Origin of the sequence: Bacillus sp. JJ675, from assembly GCF_036963165.1 — a bacterium.
GTDB classification, from domain to species: Bacteria; Bacillota; Bacilli; order Bacillales; family Bacillaceae; genus Bacillus; species Bacillus glycinifermentans.
This window is the reverse complement of the sequence record NZ_JBALMR010000009.1, coordinates 1-25,599: the sequence shown is the minus strand read 5'-3', so window position 1 is coordinate 25,599 and position 25,599 is coordinate 1. Positions and strand designations below refer to the sequence as shown.

General features: G+C 43.7%; 44 protein-coding genes and 2 tRNA genes. 8 read left to right on the top strand and 38 right to left on the bottom strand.

The features are described 5' to 3' along the window. Window positions 1-153 precede the first annotated feature (153 nt). From V7126_RS02450 to V7126_RS02440, 3 genes are read right to left on the bottom strand one after another with little or no spacing between them, the layout of a single operon-like run. Entirely contained in the window at window positions 154-462 is a 309-nt protein-coding gene (locus V7126_RS02450) for a hypothetical protein (protein ID WP_335496475.1), read from the bottom strand. Then, entirely contained in the window at window positions 459-716 is a 258-nt protein-coding gene (locus V7126_RS02445; RefSeq protein ID WP_335496473.1) for a DUF2829 domain-containing protein, read from the bottom strand. The genes V7126_RS02450 and V7126_RS02445 overlap by 4 nt, the downstream gene beginning before the upstream one ends. Beyond that, complete coding sequence (locus tag V7126_RS02440; RefSeq protein WP_175075426.1) at window positions 703-957, bottom strand: hypothetical protein; 255 nt, start codon at window positions 955-957, stop codon at window positions 703-705. The genes V7126_RS02445 and V7126_RS02440 overlap by 14 nt, the downstream gene beginning before the upstream one ends. Before the next feature lie 360 nt (window positions 958-1,317). Between V7126_RS02440 and V7126_RS02435 the strand changes: the two genes are divergently transcribed. Together V7126_RS02435 and V7126_RS02430 are read left to right on the top strand one after the other, a co-directional pair. Continuing rightward, window positions 1,318-1,500, top strand: coding sequence for a type II toxin-antitoxin system HicA family toxin (locus V7126_RS02435; protein WP_043054107.1), 183 nt, complete (start codon window positions 1,318-1,320; stop codon window positions 1,498-1,500). Window positions 1,501-1,554: 54 nt separating this feature from the next. After that, window positions 1,555-1,971, top strand: a complete 417-nt coding sequence (locus tag V7126_RS02430) for a type II toxin-antitoxin system HicB family antitoxin (RefSeq protein WP_043054106.1) — start codon at window positions 1,555-1,557, stop codon at window positions 1,969-1,971. Between the two features lie 122 nt (window positions 1,972-2,093). On the opposite strand, the gene V7126_RS02425 is transcribed toward V7126_RS02430, so the two are convergent. The 18 genes from V7126_RS02425 to V7126_RS02345 form a co-directional block, all read right to left on the bottom strand. After that, a complete protein-coding gene (locus V7126_RS02425; protein ID WP_335496468.1) occupies window positions 2,094-2,285 on the bottom strand; it encodes a hypothetical protein in 192 nt (63 codons plus the stop codon). A 234-nt stretch (window positions 2,286-2,519) separates the two neighbouring features. After that, on the bottom strand, window positions 2,520-3,062 hold the full coding sequence (locus tag V7126_RS02420; protein ID WP_326290290.1) for a site-specific integrase: 543 nt from the start codon (window positions 3,060-3,062) through the stop codon (window positions 2,520-2,522). Beyond that, on the bottom strand, window positions 3,062-3,502 hold the full coding sequence (locus V7126_RS02415; RefSeq protein WP_309539821.1) for an ArpU family phage packaging/lysis transcriptional regulator: 441 nt from the start codon (window positions 3,500-3,502) through the stop codon (window positions 3,062-3,064). Before V7126_RS02415 ends, V7126_RS02420 begins: the two co-directional genes overlap by 1 nt. Window positions 3,503-3,517: 15 nt before the next feature. Beyond that, the gene (locus tag V7126_RS02410) at window positions 3,518-3,646 is read right to left on the bottom strand and encodes a hypothetical protein (RefSeq protein ID WP_099047076.1); all 129 of its coding nucleotides are present in this window, start codon (window positions 3,644-3,646) and stop codon (window positions 3,518-3,520) included. Between the two features lie 113 nt (window positions 3,647-3,759). Beyond that, window positions 3,760-3,894 carry a hypothetical protein gene (locus V7126_RS02405; protein ID WP_268372350.1) on the bottom strand — a complete coding sequence of 45 codons (135 nt, stop codon included), beginning with the start codon at window positions 3,892-3,894 and terminating at the stop codon, window positions 3,760-3,762. A gap of 48 nt (window positions 3,895-3,942) precedes the next feature. Continuing rightward, a complete protein-coding gene (locus V7126_RS02400; RefSeq protein ID WP_335496460.1) occupies window positions 3,943-4,155 on the bottom strand; it encodes a hypothetical protein in 213 nt (70 codons plus the stop codon). A gap of 31 nt (window positions 4,156-4,186) precedes the next feature. Next, a complete protein-coding gene (locus V7126_RS02395) occupies window positions 4,187-4,996 on the bottom strand; it encodes a DNA adenine methylase (RefSeq protein ID WP_335496458.1) in 810 nt (269 codons plus the stop codon). Next, window positions 4,978-6,000, bottom strand: a complete 1,023-nt coding sequence (locus V7126_RS02390) for a DNA cytosine methyltransferase (RefSeq protein ID WP_335496456.1) — start codon at window positions 5,998-6,000, stop codon at window positions 4,978-4,980. The genes V7126_RS02395 and V7126_RS02390 overlap by 19 nt, the downstream gene beginning before the upstream one ends. 4 nt (window positions 6,001-6,004) lie before the next feature. Beyond that, window positions 6,005-6,154 (bottom strand): hypothetical protein, encoded by a 150-nt coding sequence (locus V7126_RS02385; protein WP_335496453.1) that lies wholly within the window; start codon window positions 6,152-6,154, stop codon window positions 6,005-6,007. Continuing rightward, window positions 6,151-6,399 carry a hypothetical protein gene (locus V7126_RS02380; RefSeq protein ID WP_335496450.1) on the bottom strand — a complete coding sequence of 83 codons (249 nt, stop codon included), beginning with the start codon at window positions 6,397-6,399 and terminating at the stop codon, window positions 6,151-6,153. Before V7126_RS02380 ends, V7126_RS02385 begins: the two co-directional genes overlap by 4 nt. Window positions 6,400-6,434: 35 nt before the next feature. Then, window positions 6,435-6,635 carry an XtrA/YqaO family protein gene (locus V7126_RS02375; RefSeq protein WP_048356489.1) on the bottom strand — a complete coding sequence of 67 codons (201 nt, stop codon included), beginning with the start codon at window positions 6,633-6,635 and terminating at the stop codon, window positions 6,435-6,437. A 72-nt stretch (window positions 6,636-6,707) separates the two neighbouring features. After that, on the bottom strand, window positions 6,708-6,857 hold the full coding sequence (locus V7126_RS02370; protein ID WP_128748284.1) for a BH0509 family protein: 150 nt from the start codon (window positions 6,855-6,857) through the stop codon (window positions 6,708-6,710). Between the two features lie 104 nt (window positions 6,858-6,961). After that, entirely contained in the window at window positions 6,962-7,510 is a 549-nt protein-coding gene (locus V7126_RS02365; protein ID WP_335496446.1) for a hypothetical protein, read from the bottom strand. Beyond that, window positions 7,507-7,665: a DUF6906 family protein gene (locus V7126_RS24010; RefSeq protein ID WP_438823786.1), complete on the bottom strand. Its 159-nt coding sequence runs from the start codon at window positions 7,663-7,665 to the stop codon at window positions 7,507-7,509. Before V7126_RS24010 ends, V7126_RS02365 begins: the two co-directional genes overlap by 4 nt. Next, the gene (locus V7126_RS02360; RefSeq protein ID WP_335496443.1) at window positions 7,662-7,820 is read right to left on the bottom strand and encodes a hypothetical protein; all 159 of its coding nucleotides are present in this window, start codon (window positions 7,818-7,820) and stop codon (window positions 7,662-7,664) included. Before V7126_RS02360 ends, V7126_RS24010 begins: the two co-directional genes overlap by 4 nt. Continuing rightward, window positions 7,817-8,659 (bottom strand): ATP-binding protein, encoded by an 843-nt coding sequence (locus V7126_RS02355; protein WP_335496626.1) that lies wholly within the window; start codon window positions 8,657-8,659, stop codon window positions 7,817-7,819. The genes V7126_RS02360 and V7126_RS02355 overlap by 4 nt, the downstream gene beginning before the upstream one ends. Then, the gene (locus tag V7126_RS02350; protein WP_335496440.1) at window positions 8,643-9,518 is read right to left on the bottom strand and encodes a phage replisome organizer N-terminal domain-containing protein; all 876 of its coding nucleotides are present in this window, start codon (window positions 9,516-9,518) and stop codon (window positions 8,643-8,645) included. The genes V7126_RS02355 and V7126_RS02350 overlap by 17 nt, the downstream gene beginning before the upstream one ends. Next, the gene (locus tag V7126_RS02345) at window positions 9,511-9,729 is read right to left on the bottom strand and encodes a hypothetical protein (RefSeq protein WP_335496437.1); all 219 of its coding nucleotides are present in this window, start codon (window positions 9,727-9,729) and stop codon (window positions 9,511-9,513) included. The genes V7126_RS02350 and V7126_RS02345 overlap by 8 nt, the downstream gene beginning before the upstream one ends. Before the next feature lie 53 nt (window positions 9,730-9,782). On the opposite strand from V7126_RS02345, the gene V7126_RS02340 reads away from it, so the two are divergent. Continuing rightward, window positions 9,783-10,097, top strand: coding sequence for a hypothetical protein (locus tag V7126_RS02340; RefSeq protein WP_335496434.1), 315 nt, complete (start codon window positions 9,783-9,785; stop codon window positions 10,095-10,097). Between the two features lie 176 nt (window positions 10,098-10,273). Here the strand turns inward: V7126_RS02340 and V7126_RS02335 are convergent, their stop codons facing one another. From V7126_RS02335 to V7126_RS02320, 4 genes are read right to left on the bottom strand one after another with little or no spacing between them, the layout of a single operon-like run. After that, the gene (locus tag V7126_RS02335) at window positions 10,274-10,672 is read right to left on the bottom strand and encodes a hypothetical protein (protein WP_048356484.1); all 399 of its coding nucleotides are present in this window, start codon (window positions 10,670-10,672) and stop codon (window positions 10,274-10,276) included. Window positions 10,673-10,684: 12 nt separating this feature from the next. Then, the gene (locus V7126_RS02330; protein ID WP_335496430.1) at window positions 10,685-11,386 is read right to left on the bottom strand and encodes a Rha family transcriptional regulator; all 702 of its coding nucleotides are present in this window, start codon (window positions 11,384-11,386) and stop codon (window positions 10,685-10,687) included. Between the two features lie 20 nt (window positions 11,387-11,406). Next, window positions 11,407-11,598 carry a helix-turn-helix domain-containing protein gene (locus V7126_RS02325; protein WP_335496428.1) on the bottom strand — a complete coding sequence of 64 codons (192 nt, stop codon included), beginning with the start codon at window positions 11,596-11,598 and terminating at the stop codon, window positions 11,407-11,409. A gap of 33 nt (window positions 11,599-11,631) precedes the next feature. Further along, window positions 11,632-11,880, bottom strand: coding sequence for a helix-turn-helix domain-containing protein (locus V7126_RS02320; protein ID WP_043054093.1), 249 nt, complete (start codon window positions 11,878-11,880; stop codon window positions 11,632-11,634). 163 nt (window positions 11,881-12,043) lie between these two features. Between V7126_RS02320 and V7126_RS02315 the strand changes: the two genes are divergently transcribed. After that, window positions 12,044-12,676, top strand: coding sequence for a LexA family protein (locus V7126_RS02315; RefSeq protein ID WP_043054092.1), 633 nt, complete (start codon window positions 12,044-12,046; stop codon window positions 12,674-12,676). Between the two features lie 13 nt (window positions 12,677-12,689). After that, on the top strand, window positions 12,690-13,907 hold the full coding sequence (locus tag V7126_RS02310) for a site-specific integrase (protein WP_335496424.1): 1,218 nt from the start codon (window positions 12,690-12,692) through the stop codon (window positions 13,905-13,907). A gap of 81 nt (window positions 13,908-13,988) precedes the next feature. On the opposite strand, the gene groL is transcribed toward V7126_RS02310, so the two are convergent. Both groL and groES read right to left on the bottom strand, forming a co-directional pair. Then, entirely contained in the window at window positions 13,989-15,620 is a 1,632-nt protein-coding gene (gene groL, locus V7126_RS02305; protein ID WP_046132025.1) for a chaperonin GroEL, read from the bottom strand. 45 nt (window positions 15,621-15,665) lie between these two features. Continuing rightward, the gene (gene groES, locus V7126_RS02300; RefSeq protein ID WP_003179248.1) at window positions 15,666-15,950 is read right to left on the bottom strand and encodes a co-chaperone GroES; all 285 of its coding nucleotides are present in this window, start codon (window positions 15,948-15,950) and stop codon (window positions 15,666-15,668) included. Between the two features lie 224 nt (window positions 15,951-16,174). Here groES and V7126_RS02295 point away from each other — a divergent pair, with 224 nt between their 5' ends. Together V7126_RS02295 and V7126_RS02290 are read left to right on the top strand one after the other, a co-directional pair. Then, window positions 16,175-16,909, top strand: a complete 735-nt coding sequence (locus tag V7126_RS02295; protein ID WP_046132026.1) for a CPBP family intramembrane glutamic endopeptidase — start codon at window positions 16,175-16,177, stop codon at window positions 16,907-16,909. After that, window positions 16,909-17,088, top strand: a complete 180-nt coding sequence (locus tag V7126_RS02290) for a YdiK family protein (RefSeq protein WP_046132142.1) — start codon at window positions 16,909-16,911, stop codon at window positions 17,086-17,088. Before V7126_RS02295 ends, V7126_RS02290 begins: the two co-directional genes overlap by 1 nt. A gap of 36 nt (window positions 17,089-17,124) precedes the next feature. On the opposite strand, the gene tatC is transcribed toward V7126_RS02290, so the two are convergent. From tatC to moaC, 4 genes are read right to left on the bottom strand one after another with little or no spacing between them, the layout of a single operon-like run. Then, entirely contained in the window at window positions 17,125-17,889 is a 765-nt protein-coding gene (gene tatC, locus V7126_RS02285) for a twin-arginine translocase subunit TatC (protein WP_099047017.1), read from the bottom strand. 6 nt (window positions 17,890-17,895) lie between these two features. Then, on the bottom strand, window positions 17,896-18,072 hold the full coding sequence (locus V7126_RS02280) for a twin-arginine translocase TatA/TatE family subunit (protein WP_046132027.1): 177 nt from the start codon (window positions 18,070-18,072) through the stop codon (window positions 17,896-17,898). Window positions 18,073-18,093: 21 nt separating this feature from the next. After that, window positions 18,094-18,741: a redox-sensing transcriptional repressor Rex gene (locus V7126_RS02275; protein ID WP_046132028.1), complete on the bottom strand. Its 648-nt coding sequence runs from the start codon at window positions 18,739-18,741 to the stop codon at window positions 18,094-18,096. Next, a complete protein-coding gene (gene moaC, locus V7126_RS02270) occupies window positions 18,738-19,250 on the bottom strand; it encodes a cyclic pyranopterin monophosphate synthase MoaC (RefSeq protein ID WP_046132144.1) in 513 nt (170 codons plus the stop codon). Before moaC ends, V7126_RS02275 begins: the two co-directional genes overlap by 4 nt. 152 nt (window positions 19,251-19,402) lie before the next feature. Here moaC and V7126_RS02265 point away from each other — a divergent pair, with 152 nt between their 5' ends. Next, window positions 19,403-21,331 (top strand): ABC-F family ATP-binding cassette domain-containing protein, encoded by a 1,929-nt coding sequence (locus V7126_RS02265; RefSeq protein ID WP_046132029.1) that lies wholly within the window; start codon window positions 19,403-19,405, stop codon window positions 21,329-21,331. A 234-nt stretch (window positions 21,332-21,565) separates the two neighbouring features. On the opposite strand, the gene tsaD is transcribed toward V7126_RS02265, so the two are convergent. From tsaD to V7126_RS02230, 7 genes are all read right to left on the bottom strand, one after another. Continuing rightward, window positions 21,566-22,591 (bottom strand): tRNA (adenosine(37)-N6)-threonylcarbamoyltransferase complex transferase subunit TsaD, encoded by a 1,026-nt coding sequence (gene tsaD / locus V7126_RS02260; protein ID WP_046132030.1) that lies wholly within the window; start codon window positions 22,589-22,591, stop codon window positions 21,566-21,568. Continuing rightward, a complete protein-coding gene (rimI, locus tag V7126_RS02255; RefSeq protein ID WP_175075836.1) occupies window positions 22,581-23,039 on the bottom strand; it encodes a ribosomal protein S18-alanine N-acetyltransferase in 459 nt (152 codons plus the stop codon). Before rimI ends, tsaD begins: the two co-directional genes overlap by 11 nt. Window positions 23,040-23,050: 11 nt before the next feature. Further along, complete coding sequence (tsaB, locus tag V7126_RS02250; protein WP_175075835.1) at window positions 23,051-23,743, bottom strand: tRNA (adenosine(37)-N6)-threonylcarbamoyltransferase complex dimerization subunit type 1 TsaB; 693 nt, start codon at window positions 23,741-23,743, stop codon at window positions 23,051-23,053. After that, window positions 23,724-24,200: a tRNA (adenosine(37)-N6)-threonylcarbamoyltransferase complex ATPase subunit type 1 TsaE gene (tsaE, locus tag V7126_RS02245; protein ID WP_046132032.1), complete on the bottom strand. Its 477-nt coding sequence runs from the start codon at window positions 24,198-24,200 to the stop codon at window positions 23,724-23,726. Before tsaE ends, tsaB begins: the two co-directional genes overlap by 20 nt. 7 nt (window positions 24,201-24,207) lie before the next feature. Then, complete coding sequence (gene thiL / locus V7126_RS02240; protein WP_046132033.1) at window positions 24,208-25,191, bottom strand: thiamine-phosphate kinase; 984 nt, start codon at window positions 25,189-25,191, stop codon at window positions 24,208-24,210. 151 nt (window positions 25,192-25,342) lie between these two features. Continuing rightward, window positions 25,343-25,419: transfer RNA gene (locus V7126_RS02235), tRNA-Asp, on the bottom strand. A 64-nt stretch (window positions 25,420-25,483) separates the two neighbouring features. Continuing rightward, a tRNA-Met gene (locus tag V7126_RS02230) sits at window positions 25,484-25,560 on the bottom strand. Window positions 25,561-25,599 lie beyond the last annotated feature (39 nt).

Below are 25,599 nucleotides of genomic sequence, written 5' to 3'. Positions count from 1 at the left end.
GCCCTAGTCGTACTAGTCTGGGCTTACAGAACGGACGGCCAGCAAGTTGTATAAGTCCAAGCTCATAGTCGCGTTCTCTTCGTTGCTCTCGTAGGTATCTATAACGCTGCTTACGTTCCCTACTCATACGCCTTTGTACCAATCGCCATCCCCTCATTCGAAATTAACCTCCGCTGCATTCTCGACTAAGTAACGAAAGAAATCGTTTTTCACTATGGGATTCTCTAAATAGCCCGTCAACAAAACGAGTACCATTCTGTCAGGACTAAGACCATCTAGGCTTGAAGCGTTGCGCGAAAGAAATATCGGGTTTTTGTACTGCGGATAACGCGACCGTATGTTACGCCATTGCTTTTTCGCATCTATAGCCGTTCGACCGACCACGTACACATACTTGTGCGAGCCAGACTGAGTTATATTGTGACCGTGATCGGGTAATTCCAACGCTTGTCCAAACTTCATTTGATGATCTCCCAATCTTCTGCGAGCATGTCAGTTTGAGACGCAAGCCACGGGACAATTTTGTTATTTGCTGTTTTCATAACGATAAAGTTGTCGAATACCGGTTCCCCTCGATACTCGCCATATCCATATTTCAAACCTTTAGCTAATTCACTACCCTTAATTAAATACAAAAACATTCTTTTGCCGTTCCATCCAGACCGGGTAATTTTATAACCGTCGTTCAGTAAATCCAATGCTTTACCAAATTTCATCGTTTGTTCCTCCTTCTTTGACGAACAACTCACGTATTTTCTTTTCAGCTTTTGAAAAGCTCATTTCCTGTTCACCCGGAAAATAGAAGTCACCTTTAACTGTAGTCCCGAATTCAAATCTGACAGCTGCAACAATAGACACTCCGGCACTCTTTTTTATGCTGATACCACCGTGATAAATATCCTCTTTTGTTATCCGTTCTATTTTTTTTACAGCGACATCCACCAATAACGGTTTCATGGCTATTCCTCCCTTAAATAAAAAACGCCCTCCCATTTGGGAAAGCGCCTGGTATATTCTTTCTAAACCGAGCCCACACTCAGAGGCCCACATTGGCCGCCAATCGTCTATTCTGAGATTCACTGGACCCGGTTTACAGAGAACATAAAACCAAGGGGTTTAAGACTGAACCCCCTGAAACGCTTGCTTTCATCCGGCTATCCGTGTGCACCCGAACGCCTTCCGTGGTCAGTAGCTACCCAAATAAAAAAGCACCCCGTAGGATGCCCATTGAAATAAATAAAAAATAACAAAAGATACTTGATACGTATTTTTATACGTGTTATAATAAGTATGTCGAAAGGAGATGGTAACCATCAAATGAATTCAAGAGAGCTAATCAAGAAAATTGAGCAAGATGGTTGGTACCAAGTAAGGGTAAAAGGTAGTCATCATCAGTTTAAACATCCAACAAAACCCGGAACGGTTACCATCCCACATCCTAAGAAAGACTTCCCAAAGAAAACAGTAAAATCAATCCTTAAACAGGCGGGGCTTGAATAGCCCTGCTTGTAAAGGAACTATCATAAAAATTTAAATATAAAGGGGTTATAGATTATGAAAAAAGATCGTTACATTTATCCAGCCCTTTTCGATTACGACGATGACGGAATCACAGTTACTTTTCCTGATCTGCCTGGATGCATCACTTGTGGTGATACGGATGAAGAAGCTCTAACAATGGCTAAAGAAGCTATGGCACTCCATCTATATGGCCTTGAACAAGATGGTGATGAAATTCCTCAGCCGACATCTTCAAAAGATATCGAAACAGAAGATAGCCAAAGCATCGTATTAATCGAAACATGGATGCCGCCTTTCCGTCATGAAATGGAGAATGCGGCAGTTAAGAAAACATTAACTATCCCGCGCTGGATGGACGACATTGCAAAAGAGCATAAAATTAATTATTCGCATCTTCTTCAAGATGCTATTAAAGAACATCTTGGTATATACAAAAATCCTAGATCATAAGACAAAAGAGCAGCCAGCCGGTTGCTCTTTTTTTAATTTCACTTTCGTTTTTTGACCTATTACCATATTAACCGAACTAAAACAAAACAGAGTGCCAACGTTGCGCCAAAATTGTGCCAAAATCATTTTGCTGTCATGCCTCTGCTTTGCCTCCTCTGCAAGTTCTCTTTTAGTTCGCCCCATGTCATATTCATGACTTGATTATCAGTAAGTTTCAGTTCCTTTTTTAAACCGGAATAAAGTTTGTACTGGCTGTCTGAAAGCTGAATTTTTCTGATAGAATCCATTTGTTTTCCTGTTATGAAGTCAGACATAATTGATCGGCTCCTTCAATTTTTTTCTACATTATACCATGCAAGAGGTTTTATTTATCCACATTATCCACGAATTAGCCATATCTTATATTGTGTCCAATTCACAGAAACGCGGAACCCTTTGTCCTGCATAGTTTCAAGCCATTTTGTCAAAATGAGTTGGACACTTTCTCATTATGGTTAGTTCGTTAAAATAGGCAGAAAAAAACTCATCCGTTTTGAAGACAGATGAGCTTACAAGCTGAATGAGTCCATTGTTTGGTCCATTGTGTCTTGAGTGATCCCGATATATCGAAGCGTAACGTCAGGGCTGGAATGGTTGAATATCTCTTGCAAGAGGGCCACGTCTTTGAATTTTTTATAATGCCAGTAACCGAACGTTTTCCTCATGGTGTGGGTGCCGATCCCATCAAGCCCGACGTATTCCGCCGCCTCTTTCAATATGTTGTATGCCGTGCTTCTGCTGATCGGTTTATTTAGTCCTTCGCGGCTCTTAAATAAAAATTCCTGGTCATCTCTATCTTTAATATAGTCGGCCAGAGCCTTTTTTAGTGCCTTATTTATTTTGATCCGTTTCTGCTTGCCAGTTTTCTTCTCGCGTAAATCGATATACATTCGTTTGGCGTCGCGGACTCTTAAACGAAGTAAATCGGATATACGCAAGCCCGAGTTTATGCCGGTGACGAAAAGCAGATAGTTTCTTTCACTCCGTTCTCTCAGGAATTTCTTAATATAATAAATCTGGTCCTTGTCCCTGATAGGCTGCACAAAATTCATTATGAAGCACTTCCCTTCACGTACACTTCCTCTTTCAATGCAAAAGCCAGGTTATAAAAAGCGCGTGATTTTATCCGGAAGTATGTGCGTGAGCTCATCCCTATTTCGTTGTAAACTTCATAATCAAAACGGTGATCTTGGGACATATACCTCATGATAATGATCTGCCGTTCATTGGCCGGCAAGCGATTCACGGCCTTTTGAACTTTTGCCAGAAAGGCATTTCGCTCTTTTTCCATTTCGACTCTTTTGATAGCCATATCCTCCGTAGATGAATGAAACGCGTTTGTATTTGACGGCGGCACGAGGTTGAATCCTGCCGTGACCTTTGGCAGCAGATCATCTGGAACTTGCAAGAGAACCACTCTGTAATTATCCAATATGGCTTCAATTTTCTTTTTCGTCGCTTCTCTATCGATTTCGGGTAATTGAAATAGCATGGTTTATTCCTCCTTTTATTTGCGCTTATAAGCGCCGCCTTTGCCTCGTTTAAGAATCTGCTTGTTTTGCCCCATAATCTCTCTCCAAAAGCGCTCAGAGCGCTCCTGCGCTTTTTCAGGACGTTTTCTTTTGTTGGGTTTCATGTCTGTTTCTCCTTTCACTAAACTGCAACCGGGACAAATAAAAAACGGACACCAAACAAACAGCAATATGCTGTAAGTTCAGTGTCCGCAGGCATTCCATCTAGGACATTATTCTATTTCCGTCCGCCGACGGTTTTCATCAAATTTTCTTGCAGCCAGAACATTAGGTATAATCTGCCGTTCACTCCATACTTTTGATCAAAAATATCGATGGCTTGCCGCAGAAACGGTTTGTAATCCTGTGTCATAACATTTCTCCTTCCCGGCTCCGGCCATTGTTTTGGTGTACTGCATTATTAATCCTTATCATAAATTCCAGAGTGGCCAAGTTCATATGCTAGTTGTTCAATCAATTCAGTAACATTTTGACCGTCTAAAATATCACTTATATTTTCTAATGCGATCTTGTATTGTTTGGCCTTTTCAGCCTGTTCGATAAGCCATTCAACATCATCACGTTCTATTTCATCACCATTAAATCGTTCTTTGATTTCGCTTAATTTATCCATTTCCTCACCTTCCCGGCGCCAGCTGCGCCTCCTAATCAAATAAACTGAGCTGAGTGATTTTATAATTGAACAGCAACATTTCTTCGGCCCAGTTCCCTTTTCCGGATCCACCGACAACCTGCTTATATGCCGAAAATGTTTCTCTCTCCCAATTCGGATAGAGCTCGAGTATCAAAGGATCGTCGTAATAGGAGAGAACCACTTTTCCTTTCACTTGATTCAGCAACCGCGCCAGATCCCGGTGATCCTGCTCCGTAAATCCGCCGGCATAAAACTTTTCTCGGCCAACATACGGAGGATCAACGTAAAAGAGAGTTTCCGAGCTATCGTATTTTTCAATAATCTTGCGGAAATCCTGACATTCAATCATGACACCCTTCATACGATTGGCAAATGATTGGAATGCTGTACAGGCACTTATGTAGCCGCCCGCCGGATTCTGCCCGCTTTTTGTACTGTGTCGCCATCCAGTTTGCGGCACGTTATCCGCGTTTCCCTTACTGATCCCAGAGCGATTCATATAGAACCACCGGACAGCCCGGTCAAAATCGTCTATTGGATAATTCTCAGATTTCCACTTTTCATAGAGCGCTCTGCTGTACGGGATGGACTCGCAAGCCTTCTGCATCTTCTTCGGATCCTTTCTGACTTGCATTAGAAAATTGACCACATTTCCGTCAATATCGTTGTACACTTCATGCGAAATTTTCGGCTTGTTTGCTATAACATGAGCCGCGCCGCCAAAAGGCTCAACATAAACCTTATGGGCAGGCATTTTGTTAATGATGTGTTCGGCATATTTGGCCTTGCCACCGAACCAGATTAAAGGTGATCTTGGCATCTTGCCGCCTCCTGTTCCATAATCGCTTTAAAGATTGGGAAAATCTGCTGAGGCACCACAGCATTTCCTAATCCTTTAATTCTGTCCACCCGATTGGGAATCCCATTAGCCACTCGACCCACGTCGGGTTCAGCTGCCCACCGTTGCCCGCCGTCATCTGTTTTCGCTCCTCTTCGGTGATAACCCCTTTTTCCTGCAGATCGATCATCGTTTGGAATGACCCGGTTCCGCCGCACATGCCCTTTGTTCTCGGAGTCGGCCATAGAACGGCATCCGGCAAGGTTTGATGATTCCAATTCGGACCAGTTCGTCCCTTCCAATCCCGCGCTGTCGGGGTCGGAAAAAGCCTCACAGCCGCGGGAAGTCCATTCCTCTTGTCGTAAGGATTTATGTTCCCCCTCTTCTCCGCATCGTTTGCTCTTGGTGTCGGCCACATCACCGAATCGACCAAGGAACGACCGCCTTGACGATTCTTGGCATCCCCCGGCCTGCTGTCCCTTGTGGTCGGAGTAGGCAACAACGAATGTTCTATCTCTTCTATGTTTGGCGTCGACGGCACAAGCCGGTATAATAAACGATTGCCCTTTGTAACCTGCACTTTCCAGGTCAAATAACGTGCGGTCGAGCTCCATATTGGCGAAGTTAGCAACGTTTTCACCAACAACCCAAGTGGGCCTGAGTTCTTTGATGATCCTAAACATTTCCGGCCAGAGGTCGCGGTCATCTTCCTTGCCTTTTCGCTTCCCGGCAATACTGTAAGGCTGGCAAGGGAATCCTCCGGAAATAATGTCAACTGTTCCACCAGGTTCGATCACTCCTTTTTCCTCTAAAAGCTGTCTATTTAAGGTGCACACATCATCAAAGATAGGGACACCGGGAAAGTTTTTTTGTAGTACCTTCTGACAAAATGGTTCTCGCTCACAAAAGGCAACTGTTTCAATACCAGCCCATTCTGCAGCAAGTGCAATCCCCCCTATACCAGCGAATAATTCAATACTTTTCATTTGTTTATTCCGCCGCCTCCCATCCGATCTTTTCCTTGTACTCTGCTGCCGTACCCTCCGTAACGAATGAATCGCCATCGATGTTATACCATTTCATTTCAATGTTGCCGCTGCCTTTGTGTCTGAATGTGTAACGAATCTTGATATTGTTCATTCCTTCTCACCGCCCATCGGCTCCCAATGTATGATCACATCATTTGAGTAAATCCTTAATTTATCCCCTGTATCAAACCGAATCTCAAAGCCGCCCTCTTTATGCGACCAAGCTCCACGGTTGTCCACAATATTTATGACTTTGGCCGGCTTTTTGAAGCCTGGCGGATTATATATTTGACCAAGCTCATAGGTTTCTGAATTAAAGGTGATTGATTTTGCAATTACATGATAATTTTTGTTCATGTCGTTCACTCCCCCGCAGGGGAAAACCCCTGCTATTAATTGAATTTGAATGATGATTCAAGATGAATCCGGGAAAAGCCGCCTTTAAACGTTTCGACAATCGTTTTCCCATGCTCCGGTGCCTCTGCTTCATATGCCGTTCCGTTTAGGCCATCTAAAACGATGACAGTGACCTTCCCGTTTTGAATTTTGCTTGATAAATCTTGATTGACGTTGATCTCTTTAGGACTGTTCACCAGTAGCACCCCCGTGTTAAAATAAAAGTGCTGAGTTTTTATTTTCCGGGGCTTTTAATAGCTCTGGTTTTTTTATGCAAACACATCATCCGTTTGCCTGAGCATTGCCAAGTTATAAAGCTTTTCAATTTCCTCATCGCTCTTCTGCTTAAGCGACTCCTTGCCGTATCTTTCAATCAAATTAATCCATTCGATTTTTTCCAAACGCTCCTGCTCTGTCATGCAGATTTCACCTCTTCAAAAGATTTTTCATAGCAGCATTTTTCAAATGCTTGGGACAAGATTCAAACCTGATAATGACTAAAAGTTGTTGTAAAGACGCTTTATCAAACGATAAGCCTGAACTGCCTTTTTTCGTTTTCTGACGCTTCCGCACCTAAAAGTCCCCCATTTCGCGGCCGAATCATTTCCTTGTTCCCCTGATCGATCACAAGGAATAAAACTTCTTCAATCTCTCTCTTAAAGACTTTTGCCATTTTGATAATAGACTGGCCGTTATTCCACAAAGCTCTGAATTTAAGAATGTCACTGTTATACCAAATGAAATTATTGTCTAAGAACGGGATATACACAGGGCTGTCATCGAAAAGCTGCCGCAACCCATTCTTTTTGGCTTTCATTCTCGATGGGAAAATACATATTCTCTCATTCGGCCCTATTCCGTTTCTCCGGTGCGGCAGAATGGTTCTTTTTGCAAGGTCCACAATCAGAATTAAAAGCTCGTCCGGGTTTCTTTTCAGAAGATCGGCAGCGTCATACAATGACTTGCCGTCGTACCAGTAATCTATCACTTTACATAGCTGGACATATGACCATTCATAATTCAAGTTATCAAGTGCAATTTCTAAACGATCAGCGCGGGCAGCCATTTTCATGCCCAACACTCCCGCACGGTCCCGGTGTGACGATGAACGATGATCAATATTTGCTCATGCTGTAGATTCTTTGATATAAGCCAGTTCTCCGGGTTTAAACCGTTCTTTTTGATAATTTGCTTTTGCGCGCGCGTTGGTCTCTTACCATGTTTCATGCGTTATCCCTCCGTACATTTGACCAATAGGTCAGCAGGTTTTCGAGCTTCATTTCAAGTTCCTGCAATCCTTGTTTAAGTTCCTCGGGTGTTTTATTGGTTTTCACATGCCCCCACACACCTGGCATGATCGGTTTCAATTTGCTGTCTTTCACCAGTTACCACCTCCTTGAAAAGCTGGTGTCTTACGCCCTTTGTTTTTTTGTTTCTCTTTAAATTCAATTTTTTCAAGATGGGCTGTAAGACGGTTGACAGTCTTCTTGTCATATAGCTTTGCTAAAGCAATCCCAGTAAGATTTGTTGTAACTATAGTCACCTTGCCTTGACGCCCAGTAGATACCCCATACCAAACTCTTTGAATGAAATCGGGTGCCGTTCGCTTCTCATTGTCTGTATCTCCCACTTCGCTCCCCAAGTCGTCGATGACGAGGTAATCGACTCGTGTAAGCAGTTCGATCGCCTTGGACTCCGTAAGCTTTTCAGAATCATCGTTGAAAGAATTTTTTATGCGCCGCATGAGTGCGTCACTATTAACAAAAAGGGCTGATTTTGCATATTCTTCTTGACTCTTTTTGTTCAGTTCTTTAAGCGCTGATATTGCCAGATGACTTTTGCCAGCATTGGACACACCGGTTAGAAATATGTTCATGATTACGCCCGCTTTGATCTGGTCAACCAGTTCAAGCATCCGGTGTTTGTTCTGTTCATCCTCTTTGTTGTAACAGTGATATGTTTCGAACGTTGCCTTTTCCAGAGTTGGATCAGCAATAAGTGAGTGTGTAGAAAGAACCCTCCTCTCTATCTGACGGCGCCATATCTCGGCTTCACGCTCGATTTCCTTGTTTCGCTGTTCTCGTTCGCACATGGGACATTTTATTGAGCCGTCTCGGAGTTTCATAAGTTGAACCGGATAAGGCTTTTCTTCTCCGCCGATGATCCTTGTATGCTTGTTACAATAGACAGGCTTTCCGTTCTCATCAGTATGGAATGTCATCCTCCGAGATATTTCGCCCTTGACTGCGGCCGCTTGCTCCTTTGTGAAATCCTCCATGCGTTGCTCCTCCTTTTTGGTTTAGGTAAGATTCAAATTTTGTACCGAACAATGTTTGAGGGCGTAAAAACTTATTCATAGCAGGATCATTGAGCCATTCCTCTGTTTTTACAAGAATGACATGCTTGAAGTCTTCAAAACGAAAACCTTCGTTCCAGCGTGCTTTGATGTCTTTTTTTGTTTTTTCTGTGGTATATCGGTATCGTGTACCCGCCACTTTGTTCAGCAGATCAATGATCAATTTGTAAGGAATCTCATCCTTTTCGTTTTTAGAAGAAGATGCGTCGTCGAGTTTACTCGACAATATATTATTTTCTTTATCTATATCTTTATCTAATTCTTTATCTATATCTGTACCGTCACGTGACGTCACGCTAACGTCACTTTCGTTTTTAGGAGAAGTAAGCTGCAATTGTTTTTTTCTTTCCCTGTATCTCTTGTTTCGTTCGGCGTTGAGTTTTCGAACCCGGTCCATGCCCTCGACATTCTGATGCTTTTCCCAGTTCGAAATACTAATGAAGTTGTGTTCATCTATCTCAATCATGCCGAACCGCTGAAATGTCTGTAACGCCATTCTTACGATCGGTAACGGCCGATTGAAAATAGTCGCCAACATTTCTTCCGTATACGGGATATTTTTGCTTAGGTAGATGTATCCTGACGCATTCGTTTTCCCAGCCTGGGACAGCAGCTTAACCCATATAATCAAAATGGTGTCCGCCTCAGGCATTTGCTCGATTAACTTGATTTTTTCGTCTTCAAACATTTGCGTACTTAGCTTAATCCATTTGACCTCAGCCATTTGCTCTCAGTCCTTCCGTCTTGGTTAAAGGCCAAACTGATTTTTTTCCGTTCACGATCACAGAGCCGAGAGCATTGTTTTTGCACTCATTTTGGATGATTGAGCCGCCCTGCTGCATTAACCTGTACAAAGCCTGATTATGCGTATGGACAGATTCACTGATTACGACATGAATTTGGTTATGTAGCCATACATGGCCAACTAAAAACATGATTGCTCCTCCTTTTTGGTATAATGTCCCTGTATAAGACAGGAGGTGAAACTATGAAACTTGATAAAAGCGACTTTGCACCCATTGAACAACTAGAAAATGATATGGAATTGATTCAAAAGGATGCTATGGATATCGCAATAACAGCATTACAAGATGGTTTACAACATGTCTTTGATGAAGCAGACAAGAAAAATTTATCCGATAAAGATTACCTTAAAGAACTTATTTCTGGTGCCTGTGGATTCGCTCTTTCTGCTTCCGCTCTTCATACGAAACATATTGTTTCGAATTATTTTCCGATAATAGTGGAAACGGCTTATCAAAATACTTCTCAACGTATTGAATCGCAGTTAAAACAGAAGTAGTAAAATCCAATTTATTAGTTTTCTTATCAACCTCTGTTGCCGCAGGGGTTGATTTATTTTGTTTGGTCATTTTCCTCTCTCCTTTTATTTCTAGATATGCTTCTTCACAAAAGCTTGATAAATCTTCATAAAACGTTCCGCCTCACTTAAAGCAAGCCATTCTTTTGTTTTGATTTTCATTTTTCTCCCCTCCTGCTTTCAAGCTCATCAATATCCGTTTGTACGCGAAGAGCCTCTTCGAGAAGCCCGATTGCCTGCGAAAGTTTTCTTCCTGGGCTGTTTTCTTCTTCGTTGTATACTAATAGTTGCAGATCAAGTACCAGCTCGCCTTTAAGCGTGAATTGAAGGATTTTATTGTTTGACCAGAATTGTTCAAAAACTACGTTGCCTTCTTCATCTATCCCAGAAACAAAACCTATATCTTCAAGCTTTTCACCTTTTAAAAAGTCGCTTGGTGTAGTTTTATCTGTCACTATAGTTCTAATTGGTGATTCGTTTTGAAAAGCTTCTAAATAAAATTCCACTTCTTCGAGTAGTTTGTCTTGCTTTTCCAACAGCTGATCTATTTTTTTCATCTTTTATTCCTCCTACACAGATTGATTTCCGTTAAAAATCGGTCTCCATCCTTCAATGAAGCTCATCGCTTCTTCAAAGTCTTTTTGCAGGATGTTCGGATAGGCGTTTACTCTGTACGCATCTTTTAGGTTCTTCCATAATGCTGCATAAACTCTTCTGGTCGTTTCATAGAATGTTTTGTCGACCTTATTTTCATTCCAGAGCTTATGCACACGTTTGTTCACTGCGTTCCTCATGGCTTGCTGCTGAGAGTAATCGAGTGTCAATTTTTTATCGAGATCATGACGAAGTTGCTTTATGTCTTCCTTCATCCCGTCAACATCATCGTTAAGCTGGATGGTTAGTTTCATGTTTGCAAGTATGCTTTCTTTTGCATTCATTGCCTTTGGCTGCTGCTGTTTCTGGATGTATTCTTTCATCCGCTTAAATTCTTGAATGAATTTAATTTTGGTTTGAACAGCTTCTTTCGTGTTGTAGCCGAACACAACCAATGTGAATGCATCTTCGGTAAGATCGTATTTTGGATATTGTTTACCCCGTACTTCATAATTTGACGGCGCAAAATTGCGCTGTGAGAATTCTTCGCCTGCATAGTCCATTTGAGTACGAATATCTCTTAAAACGTCTTTATGCTGTTTATCAAACGTTTCAGCGATTATCAAACTGTCTGTGACAGCAATATTTTCTTTGTTGAAGACTAATTGATTTTTCATCTATGGGACCTCCTAGGATTTCAGTTTTCAGCTTCCATTTTTTTAATCCATTCCAAGTATGCTTCTCGACGTATCCGTCTGCTGTTTCCGCTTTTGAAACTTGGTAAATCGCCCGAAGTGCAACGTTGATAAACAGTATTTGGATGCCATCCCATTAACTCTGCTACTTGCTTAACGGTAAGTATTGGTGGCAATTGATCAATTATTTGCATTGTATTCAAATCTCCTTTTATACAAATGTACCTTTAAACGGTAGTTAGCTGTAAATTTTTTTCTTCTTCATCATATGCCCCATCATTTACAATAGGTAATTTGATTATGTCCTCTGGCAAGTCATAAACTTCTGCGGCTTTCTTAAGTCGGTATCCAGGTATAGCGGTAATACCTTTCTCATAATTCCGAAGAGTTTTTGGTGTTATGCCAATCTCTTTAGCAGCTTGCGCTTGGCTTAGGCCTGCATTCACCCTAGCTGCAGCTAAAGTTATTTTAATCAACACTTTCAACTCCTTTCATTATTCTGTGCTCTCAATATACTACCTTTAAAAGTTACTGTCAATACCTTTTAACATTATTTTTACCGAAAAAAAGTAGTTTGATCCTTTACATACTTACCGTTTTTAGGTACTATAATAAGGAAGAAAACAAGGAGGAATTAAAATGATTGATATTCAAAAACTAAAGGAAATCATGGCAAACAATTTAAAAAAACAATTAAAACGTAAGGGAATATCACAAACTATGATGGCTCGAGATTTAAATATTCCAGAGATGACCGTATCTAACTGGGTTAAAGGGAAAACATATCCCAGACCAGACAAAATTCAATTAATGGCTGATTATTTTGGAATTACTCGTACTCAATTGACAGAAGAAGCACCATCCAATCTTACTCCTTTAGCACCACAAACCGTTCCCGTTCCTGTACTCGGAACAATTGCATGCGGTGAACCGATATTAGCCGAAGAAAATGTAACTGAATATATATACGAGTCTCCCGATCAACTACCAAGTGGTAATCTATTTTATCTAAAGGCAAAAGGGACAAGCATGGAACCAACGATTCCTGACGGATCATACGTCTTAGTGCGCGAACAACCGGAAGTAGAAAATGGGGCAATAGCTGCCGTGCTTGTTAACGGCGACACAGAAGCTACCCTGAAAAGAATTAAGCGTCAAGGAGATATGGTAATTTTGATGCCGGATAATCCGAATTACAGCCCTTTTATTATCACCCCGGACAACCCAGCCAGAGTCATCGGACAAGCGATACAATTCACACAAAAGTTGTAAAGGGTGATAAACAATGAAAGGATCATTTAGGCGTCGAGGCTGCAAGTGCAAAAAGAAACGGTGCACCTGTGGCGCAAAGTGGTACTATCGGTATGATATTGTTGATCCGACTACTGGTAAGCGTAAACAAAAGGAAGTTGGAGGGTTTAGAACAAAGGCAGAAGCCGAAGAGGAAGCCAAACGAATCCAATATGAGCTACTGCAAGGAACCTATATTGAAGAGAAAGAAATTACATTCGAAGAGTTCGCGAAAGAATGGCTGATCTGGTACGAAAACACCGGGAAGGTAAAGGTAAGTACGATAAGGGTTCGTAAGCACGAAATCAGTCGTTTGATGGACTATTTTCAGTATTTGAAGATGAAAGATATAACACGCAAGCAATATCAAGAGGCACTCAATGACTTAAAAGCAAGAGGATATGCAGAAAATACAATCGACGGTGCCCACCGAACCGGGAGAATGATCTTTAAACGTGCGATTGAACTTGAAGTGATCAAAACCGATCCGACCGAATATGCGATTGTCCCGAAAGTTCAAAAAACCGTTGAGGAATTAGAGCGAGAAAAAGAATTACCAAAATATTTAGAGAAAGAAGAACTTGCACATTTTCTCTCTATTATCCCGGATCATCAAATGGATATTCGTGACTATCCAATATTCTTTACGCTTGCCTATACAGGCATGAGAGCTGGAGAACTTTGTGCTCTAAAATGGAACGACATCGACTTTGAAGAACAAACTATAAGCATTACAAAAACGTATTACAATCCACGCAATGCCATAAAAGAATACGAATTACTCACTCCAAAAACAAAAAAATCTAAACGCGTGATAGATGTTACGAAAGATGTCCTGATCGAGCTTGATAAGCTTAGAAAGGCTCAAAAAGAAGTGCAAATGAAATACCGTAAGACGTATCATAATGAAGGGTTTGTTTTTGCTCAATTGGATGAAGTAAATGCAGGGTATCCGGCTTATGTGAAGTTAATTGAAATACGTATGAAAAGATTGCTTAAAATTGCCAATTTAAATCCATCACTAACCCCACATTCATTAAGACACACTCATACCTCTCTGCTGGCTGAAGCAGGGGTTAGCCTGGAACAAATTATGGATCGTTTGGGACACACTGATGATGATACAACCAAAAATATCTATTTGCATATCACTAAGCCAAAAAAGAAAGAAGCTTCCCACAAGTTCAGCGAACTCATGAGAAGCTTACTTTAATCTGTCAACTGTGGGCAAAATGTGGGCAAAAACTCCACAAGAGGTAGGGAAACCTTGATATAATAAGCTTTTAAAAGCCTATTACATCATACCGCCCATTCCGCCCATTCCGCCCATGTCAGGCATGCCGCCGCCTTTGTTTTCTTCAGGCTTGTCGGCAACGACTGCTTCAGTAGTCAGGAACATTGCCGCTACTGATGCAGCGTTTTGCAGAGCTGAGCGTGTAACTTTTGTAGGGTCTACGATACCTTTTTCGATCATGTTGACCCATTCGCCTGTTGCAGCGTTGTAGCCGATTCCGATTTCTTCGCCTTTCAGGCGCTCAACGATGACAGATCCTTCAAGGCCTGCATTGTGCGCGATTTGACGGATTGGCTCTTCAAGAGCGCGAAGAACGATGTTCACACCAGTCAATTCGTCGCCTTCAGCGTTGATTTCAGCAACTTTATTGTATACGTTGACAAGAGCTGTACCTCCGCCAGATACGATTCCTTCTTCTACCGCAGCGCGAGTAGAGTTGAGGGCGTCTTCGATGCGAAGTTTGCGTTCTTTCAGTTCTGTCTCAGTCGCAGCGCCGACTTTGATGACAGCTACGCCGCCTGCAAGTTTCGCAAGGCGCTCTTGTAATTTTTCTTTATCGAATTCAGAAGTTGTTTCTTCAACTTGAGCGCGGATTTGGTTGACGCGTGCCGCGATTTGCTCAGCATCTCCGGCGCCTTCAACGATCGTCGTGTTTTCTTTCGTAACGACGACTTTAGAAGCGCGTCCCAGTTGGCTGATTTGAGTTGATTTAAGGTCAAGGCCTAAATCTTCTGTGATCACTTCGGCACCTGTCAGGATAGAGATGTCTTCAAGCATCGCTTTGCGGCGGTCGCCGAATCCAGGAGCTTTAACAGCCACTGCATTGAATGTTCCGCGGAGCTTGTTGACAACAAGCGTTGCAAGAGCTTCGCCTTCAACGTCTTCAGCGATGAGAAGCAATGGTTTGCCTTGCTGAACGACTTGCTCAAGAACCGGAAGGATTTCTTGAATGTTTGTGATTTTTTTGTCAGTGACCAGGATATACGGGTTCTCAAGAACCGCTTCCATCTTATCGGAGTCAGTCACCATGTAAGGAGACGCATATCCGCGGTCGAACTGCATACCTTCAACAACTTCAAGTTCAGTCGTGAATCCTTTGGATTCTTCGATCGTGATGACACCGTCGTTGCCGACGCGTTCCATCGCTTCGGCGATCAGGCTTCCGACTTCTTCGTCAGCAGCAGAGATAGAAGCAACTTGTGCGATAGACTCTTTGCCTTCGATCGGTTTAGAGATTTCTTTCAGGTTTTCTACCGCTACTGCAACAGCCTGCTCGATTCCTTTACGGACGCCCACAGGATTAGCTCCGGCTGTTACGTTTTTAAGGCCTTCGCGGATCATCGCTTGAGCAAGAACAGTCGCCGTTGTCGTACCGTCGCCGGCAACGTCGTTCGTTTTGCTGGCAACTTCAGCAACAAGCTTTGCACCCATGTTTTCGAACGCATCTTCAAGCTCGATTTCTTTCGCGATGGTTACACCGTCGTTTGTGATAAGCGGAGAACCGAATTTTTTCTCAAGAACGACGTTGCGTCCTTTAGGTCCCAATGTTACCTTTACAGCATCAGCCAATGCATCTACACCGCGCAGCATGGAACGGCGGGCTTCTTCGCTAAACTTAATATCTTTTGCCATGTGATTCGAACCTCCTCAGGATTATATAAAGATTTTATTTAAGACTTAGCCGATAACAGCTAAAATGTCGCTTTCACGCAGGATTAAGTAGTCAGTACCTTCATATTTCACTTCAGTACCGGCATATTTTGAGAAGATGATGCGGTCGCCTGTTTTTACTTCTAATGCCACGCGTTCTCCGCTCTCTAATACACGGCCTGAACCGGCAGCAACTACTTTACCCTCTTGGGGTTTTTCTTTTGCGGAGTCAGGAAGTACGATTCCGCTAGCAGTTTTTTCTTCAGACTCAACGAGCTCAATGACAACGCGATCACCTAATGGCTTTAACAATGAAACAACCTCCTCAATATTTTCATATGTAATTTTAGCACTCACACTCATTGAGTGCTAACACAATTCTTATAATAAAGAATCTCCCTGGCAATTTCAAGTGATAAGTCTAAAAATTTTTGCGCTTGCAAGTTTCCGTTTCCCTTTCCCATCCGATAATTTAATAAGAGTGTGTTACAATAAATGTAGTCTGCTTTAGATTCTAGAAAAGGAGTACATACGGCTTGAGAAAACAATACTGGTTTATTATTTTGACATACGTCCTCATGCAATTGTCGTCCATCGTCGGCGTGCCTCTGCTTTACCTGCTCGGCGTAGGAAAAGGACAGACTCCCGTTCAAGCAAAGCTGACGCTGACAAGCGTATGGTCAGTCATTGCCTTTTTGCTCTGTCTCGTCATCGTGCTGCTGATTTTAAGGACAGTGCCGAAAACAACGCTTCGAAACAGGCCGAAAGCATCGATTGGGGCATCGGTAGCCTGGGCGGTCGGCGGCGTTTTTCTCGCGATTTTTGCTCAGTCAATTGCTGCCATGATTGAAATGACGCTATTCGGGGCCAATCCCGAGTCGGAAAATACGCAAATGATCATGAAATTGATTCAGGCATTGCCGCTCATGGTCATCGTCTCTTCTGTGTTCGGCCCCATTCTGGAAGAAATCATTTTCAGAAAGATCATTTTCGGAGCTATATATGAAAAAACGAATTTCTTTATCGCTGCTCTGTTCAGCTCCGTCCTTTTCTCGGTTGTCCACATAGATTTCTCACACTTTTTAATCTATGCGGCAATGGGCTTCACATTCGCTTTTTTGTACGTCAGGACAAACCGGATTATCGTGCCGATCTTTGCCCACGTCGCCATGAATACGTTTGTCGTGATCATGCAGACGTTTCAGGGCCAGATTCAGGACTATTTGGAACGGGTTGAAAAAGTGCAGCTGATTATCGGAGGATTTTTATGATGAGAAGCCCGGTGTTTTGGGGCGTGATGTATTTTTTGACGGGCGTGCTGTTTACGTATCTGGCAGCGACCTCTCCGGGGAATATGTGGTCGTTCTACACCATTCTCCTGATGCTGTTCGCCGCCTATAACATCAGCATTTCCTTCAAAATGTTCGCCCTTTCAAAGCGGAAAAAATAAAGAAAAAGAGCCATTCTCTCAAAAAGAGATGGCCCTTTATTTTAAAAATGCCTGATTGGCTTCCTGAATGACGGCTTTCTGCGCTTTCCTGTAGGAAATTCTCGAAATGATGATGCTGATTTCATACAGGATCAAAAGAGGCGCTGCCACCATAAAATCGGACAACATATCAGGAGGCGTGATGAACGCCGCGATGACGAACAAAAAGAAGTATGCATACTTCCTGATCTTAGCCAACATCATGGGCGTCACCAAACCGAGCCTTGTAATGAACATAATGATCACAGGCATCTGAAACAATAAGCCGAAAGGAAGCGTCAGCTGTATTAAAAACTGAAAATACTCATAAATCCCGATGACTTGATTCACCTTAAGATCATCGGAAAGATTCGTCATAAATTCAACGACAAACGGAAATAAAATAAAATAAGAAAAAGCAATGCCGCCTAAAAAAAGTATGATCGATACAGGAATATAGCTTAGCGTCACTTTGCGTTCTTTTTCATACAGCCCCGGGCTGATAAAAGCCCACAGCTGGTACAAGACAAGCGGCGAGGTCATCACAGCGCCGATAATGACAGCGAACTGCATGTATACCAAGAGCGGATCGGTCAGTTTAAACGCGTTCAGCGTCAGCAGTTTCGCTTCATCGGTCTGCTGCAAATAAAGAATGATCGGCTTAGCCAAAAAGAAGCCCGCCATGACAAAAACGGCAAAAAAGAAGGCAATGAACACGAGCCGTCTTCGCAGTTCAATAATATGTTCCAGAAGCGACATTTCTCTTCCCTTCATCAATGTCATCCCATCCTACTGATCTTCTTTCTTTTTTTCGCTTTCGTCGTCTGCCAGACCTCTTGTTGCGTTTTTAAACTCCCTTAGCGTCTTGCCTGCTGCCTTTCCCAGTTCAGGAAGTTTTTGCGGACCGAAAATCAGAATCGCCAAGATAACGATTAAAATAAAGCTTCCAGGACCGATTGTCGGCATGTAAAAGCCTCCCCCTTTCCGTCATTTTTCTTCTGTCATTGAATAATGCTTCAGAAAATATACCAATGACTGAAGTTCAACCGCTAAATCTATATGATGAATTCGAATGTGTTCCGGCACATTCAAACGGGCCGGCGTAAAATTGAGAATGCCTTTAATACCGAGCGCAACAAGCCTGTCCGTAATAGGTTGGGCGGCCTGGGCCGGGACCGTCAAAATCGCGACGGGAATATCGTTTGTCAAATGCTTTTCAAGGTCATTTAAATCGTAAACGGGAACGCCTCCGACTTCTTTTCCGATTTTGCTTTCATTGATATCGAAAGCCATTGAGATTTTCGTATTGTTGTTTTTAATGAAGTTGTAATGGAGAAAGGCTGTCCCTAAATTTCCTACGCCGATAAGCGTTACGTTTGTCATTTCATCCTGGTCGAGCGTCTTTCTGAAAAAGGACAGCAAATAATTCACATTATAGCCGTAGCCTTTTTTGCCGAGTGCACCGAAATATGAAAAGTCCCTCCGAATCGTGGCAGAATCGACTTTTACGGCATCGCTCAATTCAGCGGATGAAACACGCTGCTTTCCGGATGCATGAAGGTTTTTTAAAAAACGATAGTATAGCGGCAGCCGCTTAGCTGTCGCTTGCGGAATTTTTGAATGATCCAAGTTCATAAACGATCCTCCATGTTTACATCAGCTTTTTCCCTTTTATAGTCACCGCTTTTCCCGCCTGTTTTTTCAGCGAGATAGGTCGGTCCTATCACCATTCCCTTATCCGCAGCCTTGCACATGTCATAGACGGTCAGCGCACATACGGAAACTGACGTTAACGCTTCCATTTCCACACCTGTGCTCCCTTTTGTCTTGACGGTTGACTGAATATGCAGGATGCTGTTCTGGTCTTTTTCTTCCCATCGAAAGGCGATGTCGACTCCCTTCAGAGCGATCGGATGGCACATCGGGATGATGTCGGACGTTTGTTTTGCCGCCATGATTCCTGCCACCTGAGCCACAGCCAGCACATCGCCTTTCCCCATCTCCTGGTTTTTGATTTTTTCATGCACGTCTCTTTTCATAGACACGCTTGAGAAAGCTACAGCAGTTCGCACTGAAGCTTCCTTTTCGCTTATATCAACCATCTTGGCTCTGCCTTGTTCGTTAAAATGCGTAAATTGGTTCATCATTATAAAACTCTCCTTACTAAAGATCATACACTATTTTTTTCAATCTGTCTTTTCCTTTTGGTTAAAATCTTCCAGACTCCGCTTAATTGTTTGCTGACTGCTATCTGATAGGCTACACTAAAAATAGCAAACAAGAGGTGAAATAAATCATGATGATTTTACAAGTCAATCAGCTCTCAAAATCGTTTGGAGCCGATTCCATTTTAACGAATATAAAGCTGGAAGTCAGATCCCGGGACCGGATTGCGATCGTCGGGCGCAACGGAGCCGGAAAATCGACTTTTTTGAAAATTATCGCCGGCAGGCTTTCTTATGAAAAAGGGGACATCATCAAGCCGAAGGATTTAACAATCGGCTACCTTGATCAGCATTCGGGACTCGATTCAAAGCTTTCAATAAAAGAAGAATTGCTGACTGTATTCGATCATCTGAAAGCGATGGAAAAAGAGATGCGCTCAGTCGAAGAGCAGATGGCGCATGCTGCACCCGACAAGCTTGAATCGTTAATGAAAACGTACGACAGACTGCAGCAGGAATTTAAAGATAAGGGCGGCTACCAATATGAAGCCGACGTCAGATCCGTGATCCATGGTCTCGGATTTGCCGGATACGGCGACACCGCGCGCGTCCAGGATTTAAGCGGAGGACAAAAAACGAGGCTCGCTCTCGGAAAAATGCTACTGGCCAAACCTGACCTGCTCATTCTCGATGAACCGACGAACCACCTTGACATCGATACGCTTACCTGGCTTGAGCAATATTTGCAAAACTACAGCGGAGCGATACTCATCGTCTCCCATGACAGGTACTTTCTTGATAAGGTTGTCACCCAGGTGTACGAAATATCCCGCTCCAGGAGCAAAAAATACATCGGAAACTACAGCGATTATCTGAAATTAAAAGCTGAACAGCTTGAAAAAGAAATGAAACTGTATGAAAAGCAGCAGGATGAAATCGCCAAACTCCAGGACTTCGTCGACCGAAACCTGGCGAGGGCTTCAACGACAAAACGCGCACAAAGCAGGCGCAAACAGCTTGAACGGATGGACGTCATGGATAAACCGCTCGGCGACGAAAAATCGGCCTCCTTCCGTTTTGACATTGCCCGGCAAAGCGGAAACGACGTCCTGCGCGTTCAGGATTTGACGGTCAGCTACCAAGATCAGCCTCCGCTCCTCCGCTCGCTCTATTTTCAAATTTCGCGCGGTGAAAGCGTGGCCCTTGTCGGCCCTAACGGAGTAGGCAAATCAACCCTTTTAAAAACGCTGATTCAAAAGCTTAAACCCCTTACAGGCACGATATCAACCGGTTCACACGTCTCGATCGGCTATTACGACCAGGAGCAGGCTGAACTCCATTCGTCCAAGCGCGTGCTTGACGAGCTTTGGGACGACTACCCCGAGATGAATGAGAAAGATATCAGAACATGCCTCGGGAATTTCCTGTTTTCCGGAGACGATGTCTTAAAGCCTGTTCACGCCCTGAGCGGCGGCGAAAAAGCACGGCTCGCGCTCGCGAAGCTGATGCTTCAAAAAGCCAATTTTCTCATTCTTGACGAGCCGACAAACCATCTTGACTTGGACAGCAAAGAAATATTGGAAAATGCTTTGATCGATTATCCGGGAACGATTTTGTTCGTGTCCCATGACCGCTATTTTATCAACCGCATTGCAACAAAAGTATTCGAGCTTTCACCTGAGAAAGTGGAAGAATATTTAGGAGACTACGATTATTATACGGAAAAAAAGGCCCAGCAGCTTGAGCTTAAAGCACTGGAAAAGCAAAATACAGACGAGCAAAGCAAACCTGATGCAGATAAGGCCAAAACAAAGCGGAGCTATGAAGAAGAAAAGGAATGGAAGAGAAAAGAGCGGCAGCGGCAGCGCCGCATAGACGAAATCGAAACGCGCATCACGGCCATCGAAGAAACAATTGAACAAAATGAGGAGCTGCTCTGCGAACCCGACGTCTTTCAAGACCACGAAAAGGTTCAGGAGATCAACTCCGAAAACGAGCGCCTGAATAACGAACTTGAGCACTTATTATCCGAATGGGAAGCACTTTCTACAGAAGAATAAAGATCAAAGCCGCTTCAATCGATGAAGCGGCTTTTTTATCCACAAAACAAACCCTTTGTTTACAAGAAAGAAAGCGATTTACCCACAATATCCACAAAAAACATAATATTTATTCACATTATTAACAAGTAAAAAAACTTCTATATAACAGGTTTTTTAATATTATTAACATGCCTGTGGATATATGTTAACAAGCTGTTAATAACTAAAAAAACCTCACGGTGTGTGAGGTTTTTAGTAAGATGTCAGCTCCAAGCCGGGCTGGCCATTCATATCATATTTTCCCCTGATTCCTTTTTCGAAAGCGACGGTTCCTGCCGCTGCAATCATAGCCGCATTATCTGTGCAAAGCGAAAGCGGCGGAATGAGCAGCTCGATGTCCGGATATGCGGAAAATGTCTCTTCAAGGGCCGTTCTAAGCCCCTTGTTTGCCGCAACTCCTCCGGCAAGCATAACCTGTTTGACTCCGTAAGCCTTGGCAGCCCGCTTCGTTTTCGTTACGAGCACGTCGATGACGCTTTCCTGGAAACTTGCGGACAAGTCCTCCGGCGATATCGTTTCCCCTTTTTGCGAGGCATTGTGAAGCGTGTTGATCACCGCTGATTTAAGGCCGCTGAAGCTGAAGTTATATGAGCCCTCTTCAAGCCAGGCCCGCGGCAATGGTACGTTGGCTTCGCCTTTTTGCGCGAGCTTATCAATATGAGGCCCTCCCGGATAAGGCAGTCCCATCGTTCTGGCTACTTTATCGTATGCTTCTCCTGCCGCATCATCGAGCGTTTCGCCGATCACTTCAAATGAACCGTGTTCCTTCATATACACAAGCTCCGTGTGCCCGCCTGAGACGACTAAAGCAAGCGCCGGAAAGCGAAGCTCTTGGACAAGCCGGTTGGCATAAATATGGCCTGCAATATGGTGAACGCCGACAAGCGGAATCTTGCGGGCAAAACTCAGTGCTTTCGCTGCGTTTACGCCGATCAGCAATGCGCCGACAAGCCCGGGGCCTTCAGTTACCGCAATTGCATCAATATCGTCAAAAGACATGCCTGACTGTGAAAAAGCTTCCTCAAGCACGATCGTCATCTGCTCTACGTGGTGTCTTGACGCAATTTCCGGAACGACCCCTCCAAAACGTTTGTGGCTTTCAATTTGCGACGCTACAACGTTTGTTATAATGTCTTTACCGTTTTTTACGATGGCGGCAGCGGTTTCATCACAGCTTGTCTCAATTCCCAATACATACAAATCTTTTTTATGATTCATTCAGTCTCACCCACATTAATAAAGCATCTTCTCCGTTATCAGTATAATAATTTTTGCGAATTCCCCCCGGCTGAAAACCGAGTTTTCGATATAAGCTTTGGGCGATATGGTTCGACACCCTCACCTCTAAAGAAAGCTGAGCTGCTTTTTTCATCAGGCACAGTTTCATGGCGGCTTTTAAAATCTCTTCTCCGTAACGGCGCCCGCGATATTCAGGCAAAACGGCAATGTTCGTAATCTGCGCATCATCCAGCACAATCCAGATCCCGCAGTATCCGATGATTTGCTCTTCTACTTCGAGGACGAGATAATGAGCATACATATTGTGATGGAGCTCATGATAGAACGATTCTTTTTTCCAAGGGGACGAAAAAGAGCGTTTTTCGATTTCATACACTTGATCGACATCATTTGATTTCATGTCACGTATGACCATTTGAGTATTCATGGCTCCACCCGCTATTTTTGTTTTTCCAGCCATTTGGCTTCCGCTTCTGCCAAACGGATATAGTTTGGCACAAGGCCGTGCGTTGGCTCCGGCTCTTTCCGCTCCCCGATCAAGGCCAATTCGGAAGGGCGGGGGAGGTGAAGGGAAGCGCCTCCGATCACCGCCTGCTTACCGAGCATCTTTTCGATCATATCTTTATGAATATCTGTATCATTTCCTAAAAACAGCACTTGCTGCTCAATGTCTTTCAGCTTTTTCAGCCAATCTTCAAGCAGAATATTTTGATCGCCTTCCAGGGTCTCCAGCCTGTTATTGTCGTCATAGCGGTACAATCCTGTATAAACCTGTCCACGCCTTGCATCAAACAACGGACAGATGACGCCCGAGAAAAAACGGCCGTTGGCGGCTAACACTTCCAGGCTCGAAACTGATGCCGCGGGAATGTTCAACGACCAGGCCAGCGTTTTGGCTATCGTGACGCCGATGCGCACTCCGGTATAAGATCCAGGCCCTTTCGCAACTGCGATTTTGCTCAGATCAGAAGGCTCCAGGCCGCACTCCTGAAGCAATTCATCAATCGCAGGCATCGCCCGGACGGAATGATTTTTTTTCAGGTGTGATATGTGCTCGGCAATTACCTTTCCGTCCCGGACTAACGCAACGCCAAGCGTCAGGTTAGATGTATCAATTGCTAGTGTCGTCATGTTCGCTTATCTCCCTGCAAAGTTTTTCGTACCGATTGCCTTTTGGCGTCAAAGTGAGCTTCCGCTCATCTCCGCCGAGTCTTTTGATGACAACCTCGAGGCGTTCTTCGGGAAGCTGCTCTTCGATCAAATGGGCCCATTCGACAAGGCAGACCCCTTCCCCTTCAAAATATTCATCCAAACCGAGGTCTTCTGTTTCATCTTCCATTCTGTAAACGTCCATATGAAACAGCGGAAGAGCACCTTCCCGGTATTCCTTTATGATCGTAAAGGTCGGACTGTTGACAACCCGCTGAATCCCGAGGCCTTCAGCAAAGCCTTTTGTAAAAGTCGTTTTTCCGGCTCCGAGATCGCCCTCCAATGTAATGACATCCCCTGGCTGAACAAAGCGCGCCGTAAGCTTAGCGATGCTCTTTGTCTCTTCGGGTTCCGTCGTTTTCCATTCCAATGTTTTCAACTTTATGTCACCTGTCTTGTCTAAAATGATTATAGCCTTTTTTCTCAAGGAGAATGCGGTCTTGCCCTCGATAATAGAACACGTTTGCCTCCCCGGATCTGCTGACTGCGCCGATTTTGTAAACGGGCACTCCACAGCTTGTGCATTCCCGGTCAAATCGCTCCCATTGATCGCTTGAAATCGTACCGACAAGCTCAAAATCCTCGCCGCCGAACAAGACCCACTCTTCCCATTCTGAACGCAGCTTATGTAAATCCGAAGATCTTGGTATCAAATCTTGATAGATGTCTATGGAAACACGGCTTGCTTCAGCAATTTCATTCAATTCGCTCGCAAGTCCGTCACTGATATCGTTAAGCGCAACGCTTTGATAACGGGAACAGATCAAACCGGCTTTGACACGTGGCACAGGTCTTTTGTGCCGCTCAATAAAATGCTCAATGAGACGCTCATCCTCTGCAGATAGTTCTCCCAATAAAAATGACAGCCCTGCTGCTGATGAACCAAGTTCTCCTGTCACAAAGACGATATCTCCCGGTCTGGCATGGCTTCGCAAACACGCTTTTCCTTTTTCGACTTCACCGATCACCGTAACCGTAATGACCATTTGTCCATGAGTCGATACCGTATCACCGCCGATTACATCCATTTGGTATAGTTTCGCCAGTTTGTTCATTTCTTCATACATCGCCTCAATATCGGCTTCGCGCCAGCCTGACGGAACAGCGATGGACACAAGGTAAAACTTTGGGATTCCCCCCATTGCTGCAATATCGCTAATATTGACAGCCAACGCTTTATACCCGATATCAGCAGGCGTTGAATGTGACGAAAGAAAATGAACACCGTCTACCATCGTATCGACACAAACGATTTCCTGGTATCCCTTTTTTGATTCGTAAACAGCGGCATCGTCTCCAATACCGATTTCGATTTCCCTGTGAAAAAGAGAGCGCGGCGTGATCCTTTGTATCAGCTCAAATTCATCCATAAGATAACATGCTCCTTTAGTGCTTAAAGCGGCAATAAAAAACACTAACAATAGTTTATCGAATTATCACCAATAAAGAAAGCTTGGCAGAACCAAGCTGAAAAAAAGCATAAAAAAAAACGAAAACATTATGATTTCGTTTGTGTACAAATGGCGGTCCGGACGGGACTCGAACCCGCGACCTCCTGCGTGACAGGCAGGCATTCTAACCAACTGAACTACCGGACCATTTAATATGTATGAGATATTTTGGTTGCACCCTTCGGGCACTCCTCATTTAATGAGTAATTTTTGGTTGCGGGGGCAGGATTTGAACCTGCGACCTTCGGGTTATGAGCCCGACGAGCTACCGAACTGCTCCACCCCGCGATGAAGGATATGTTAAAAATAACAGCTTGGCGGCGTCCT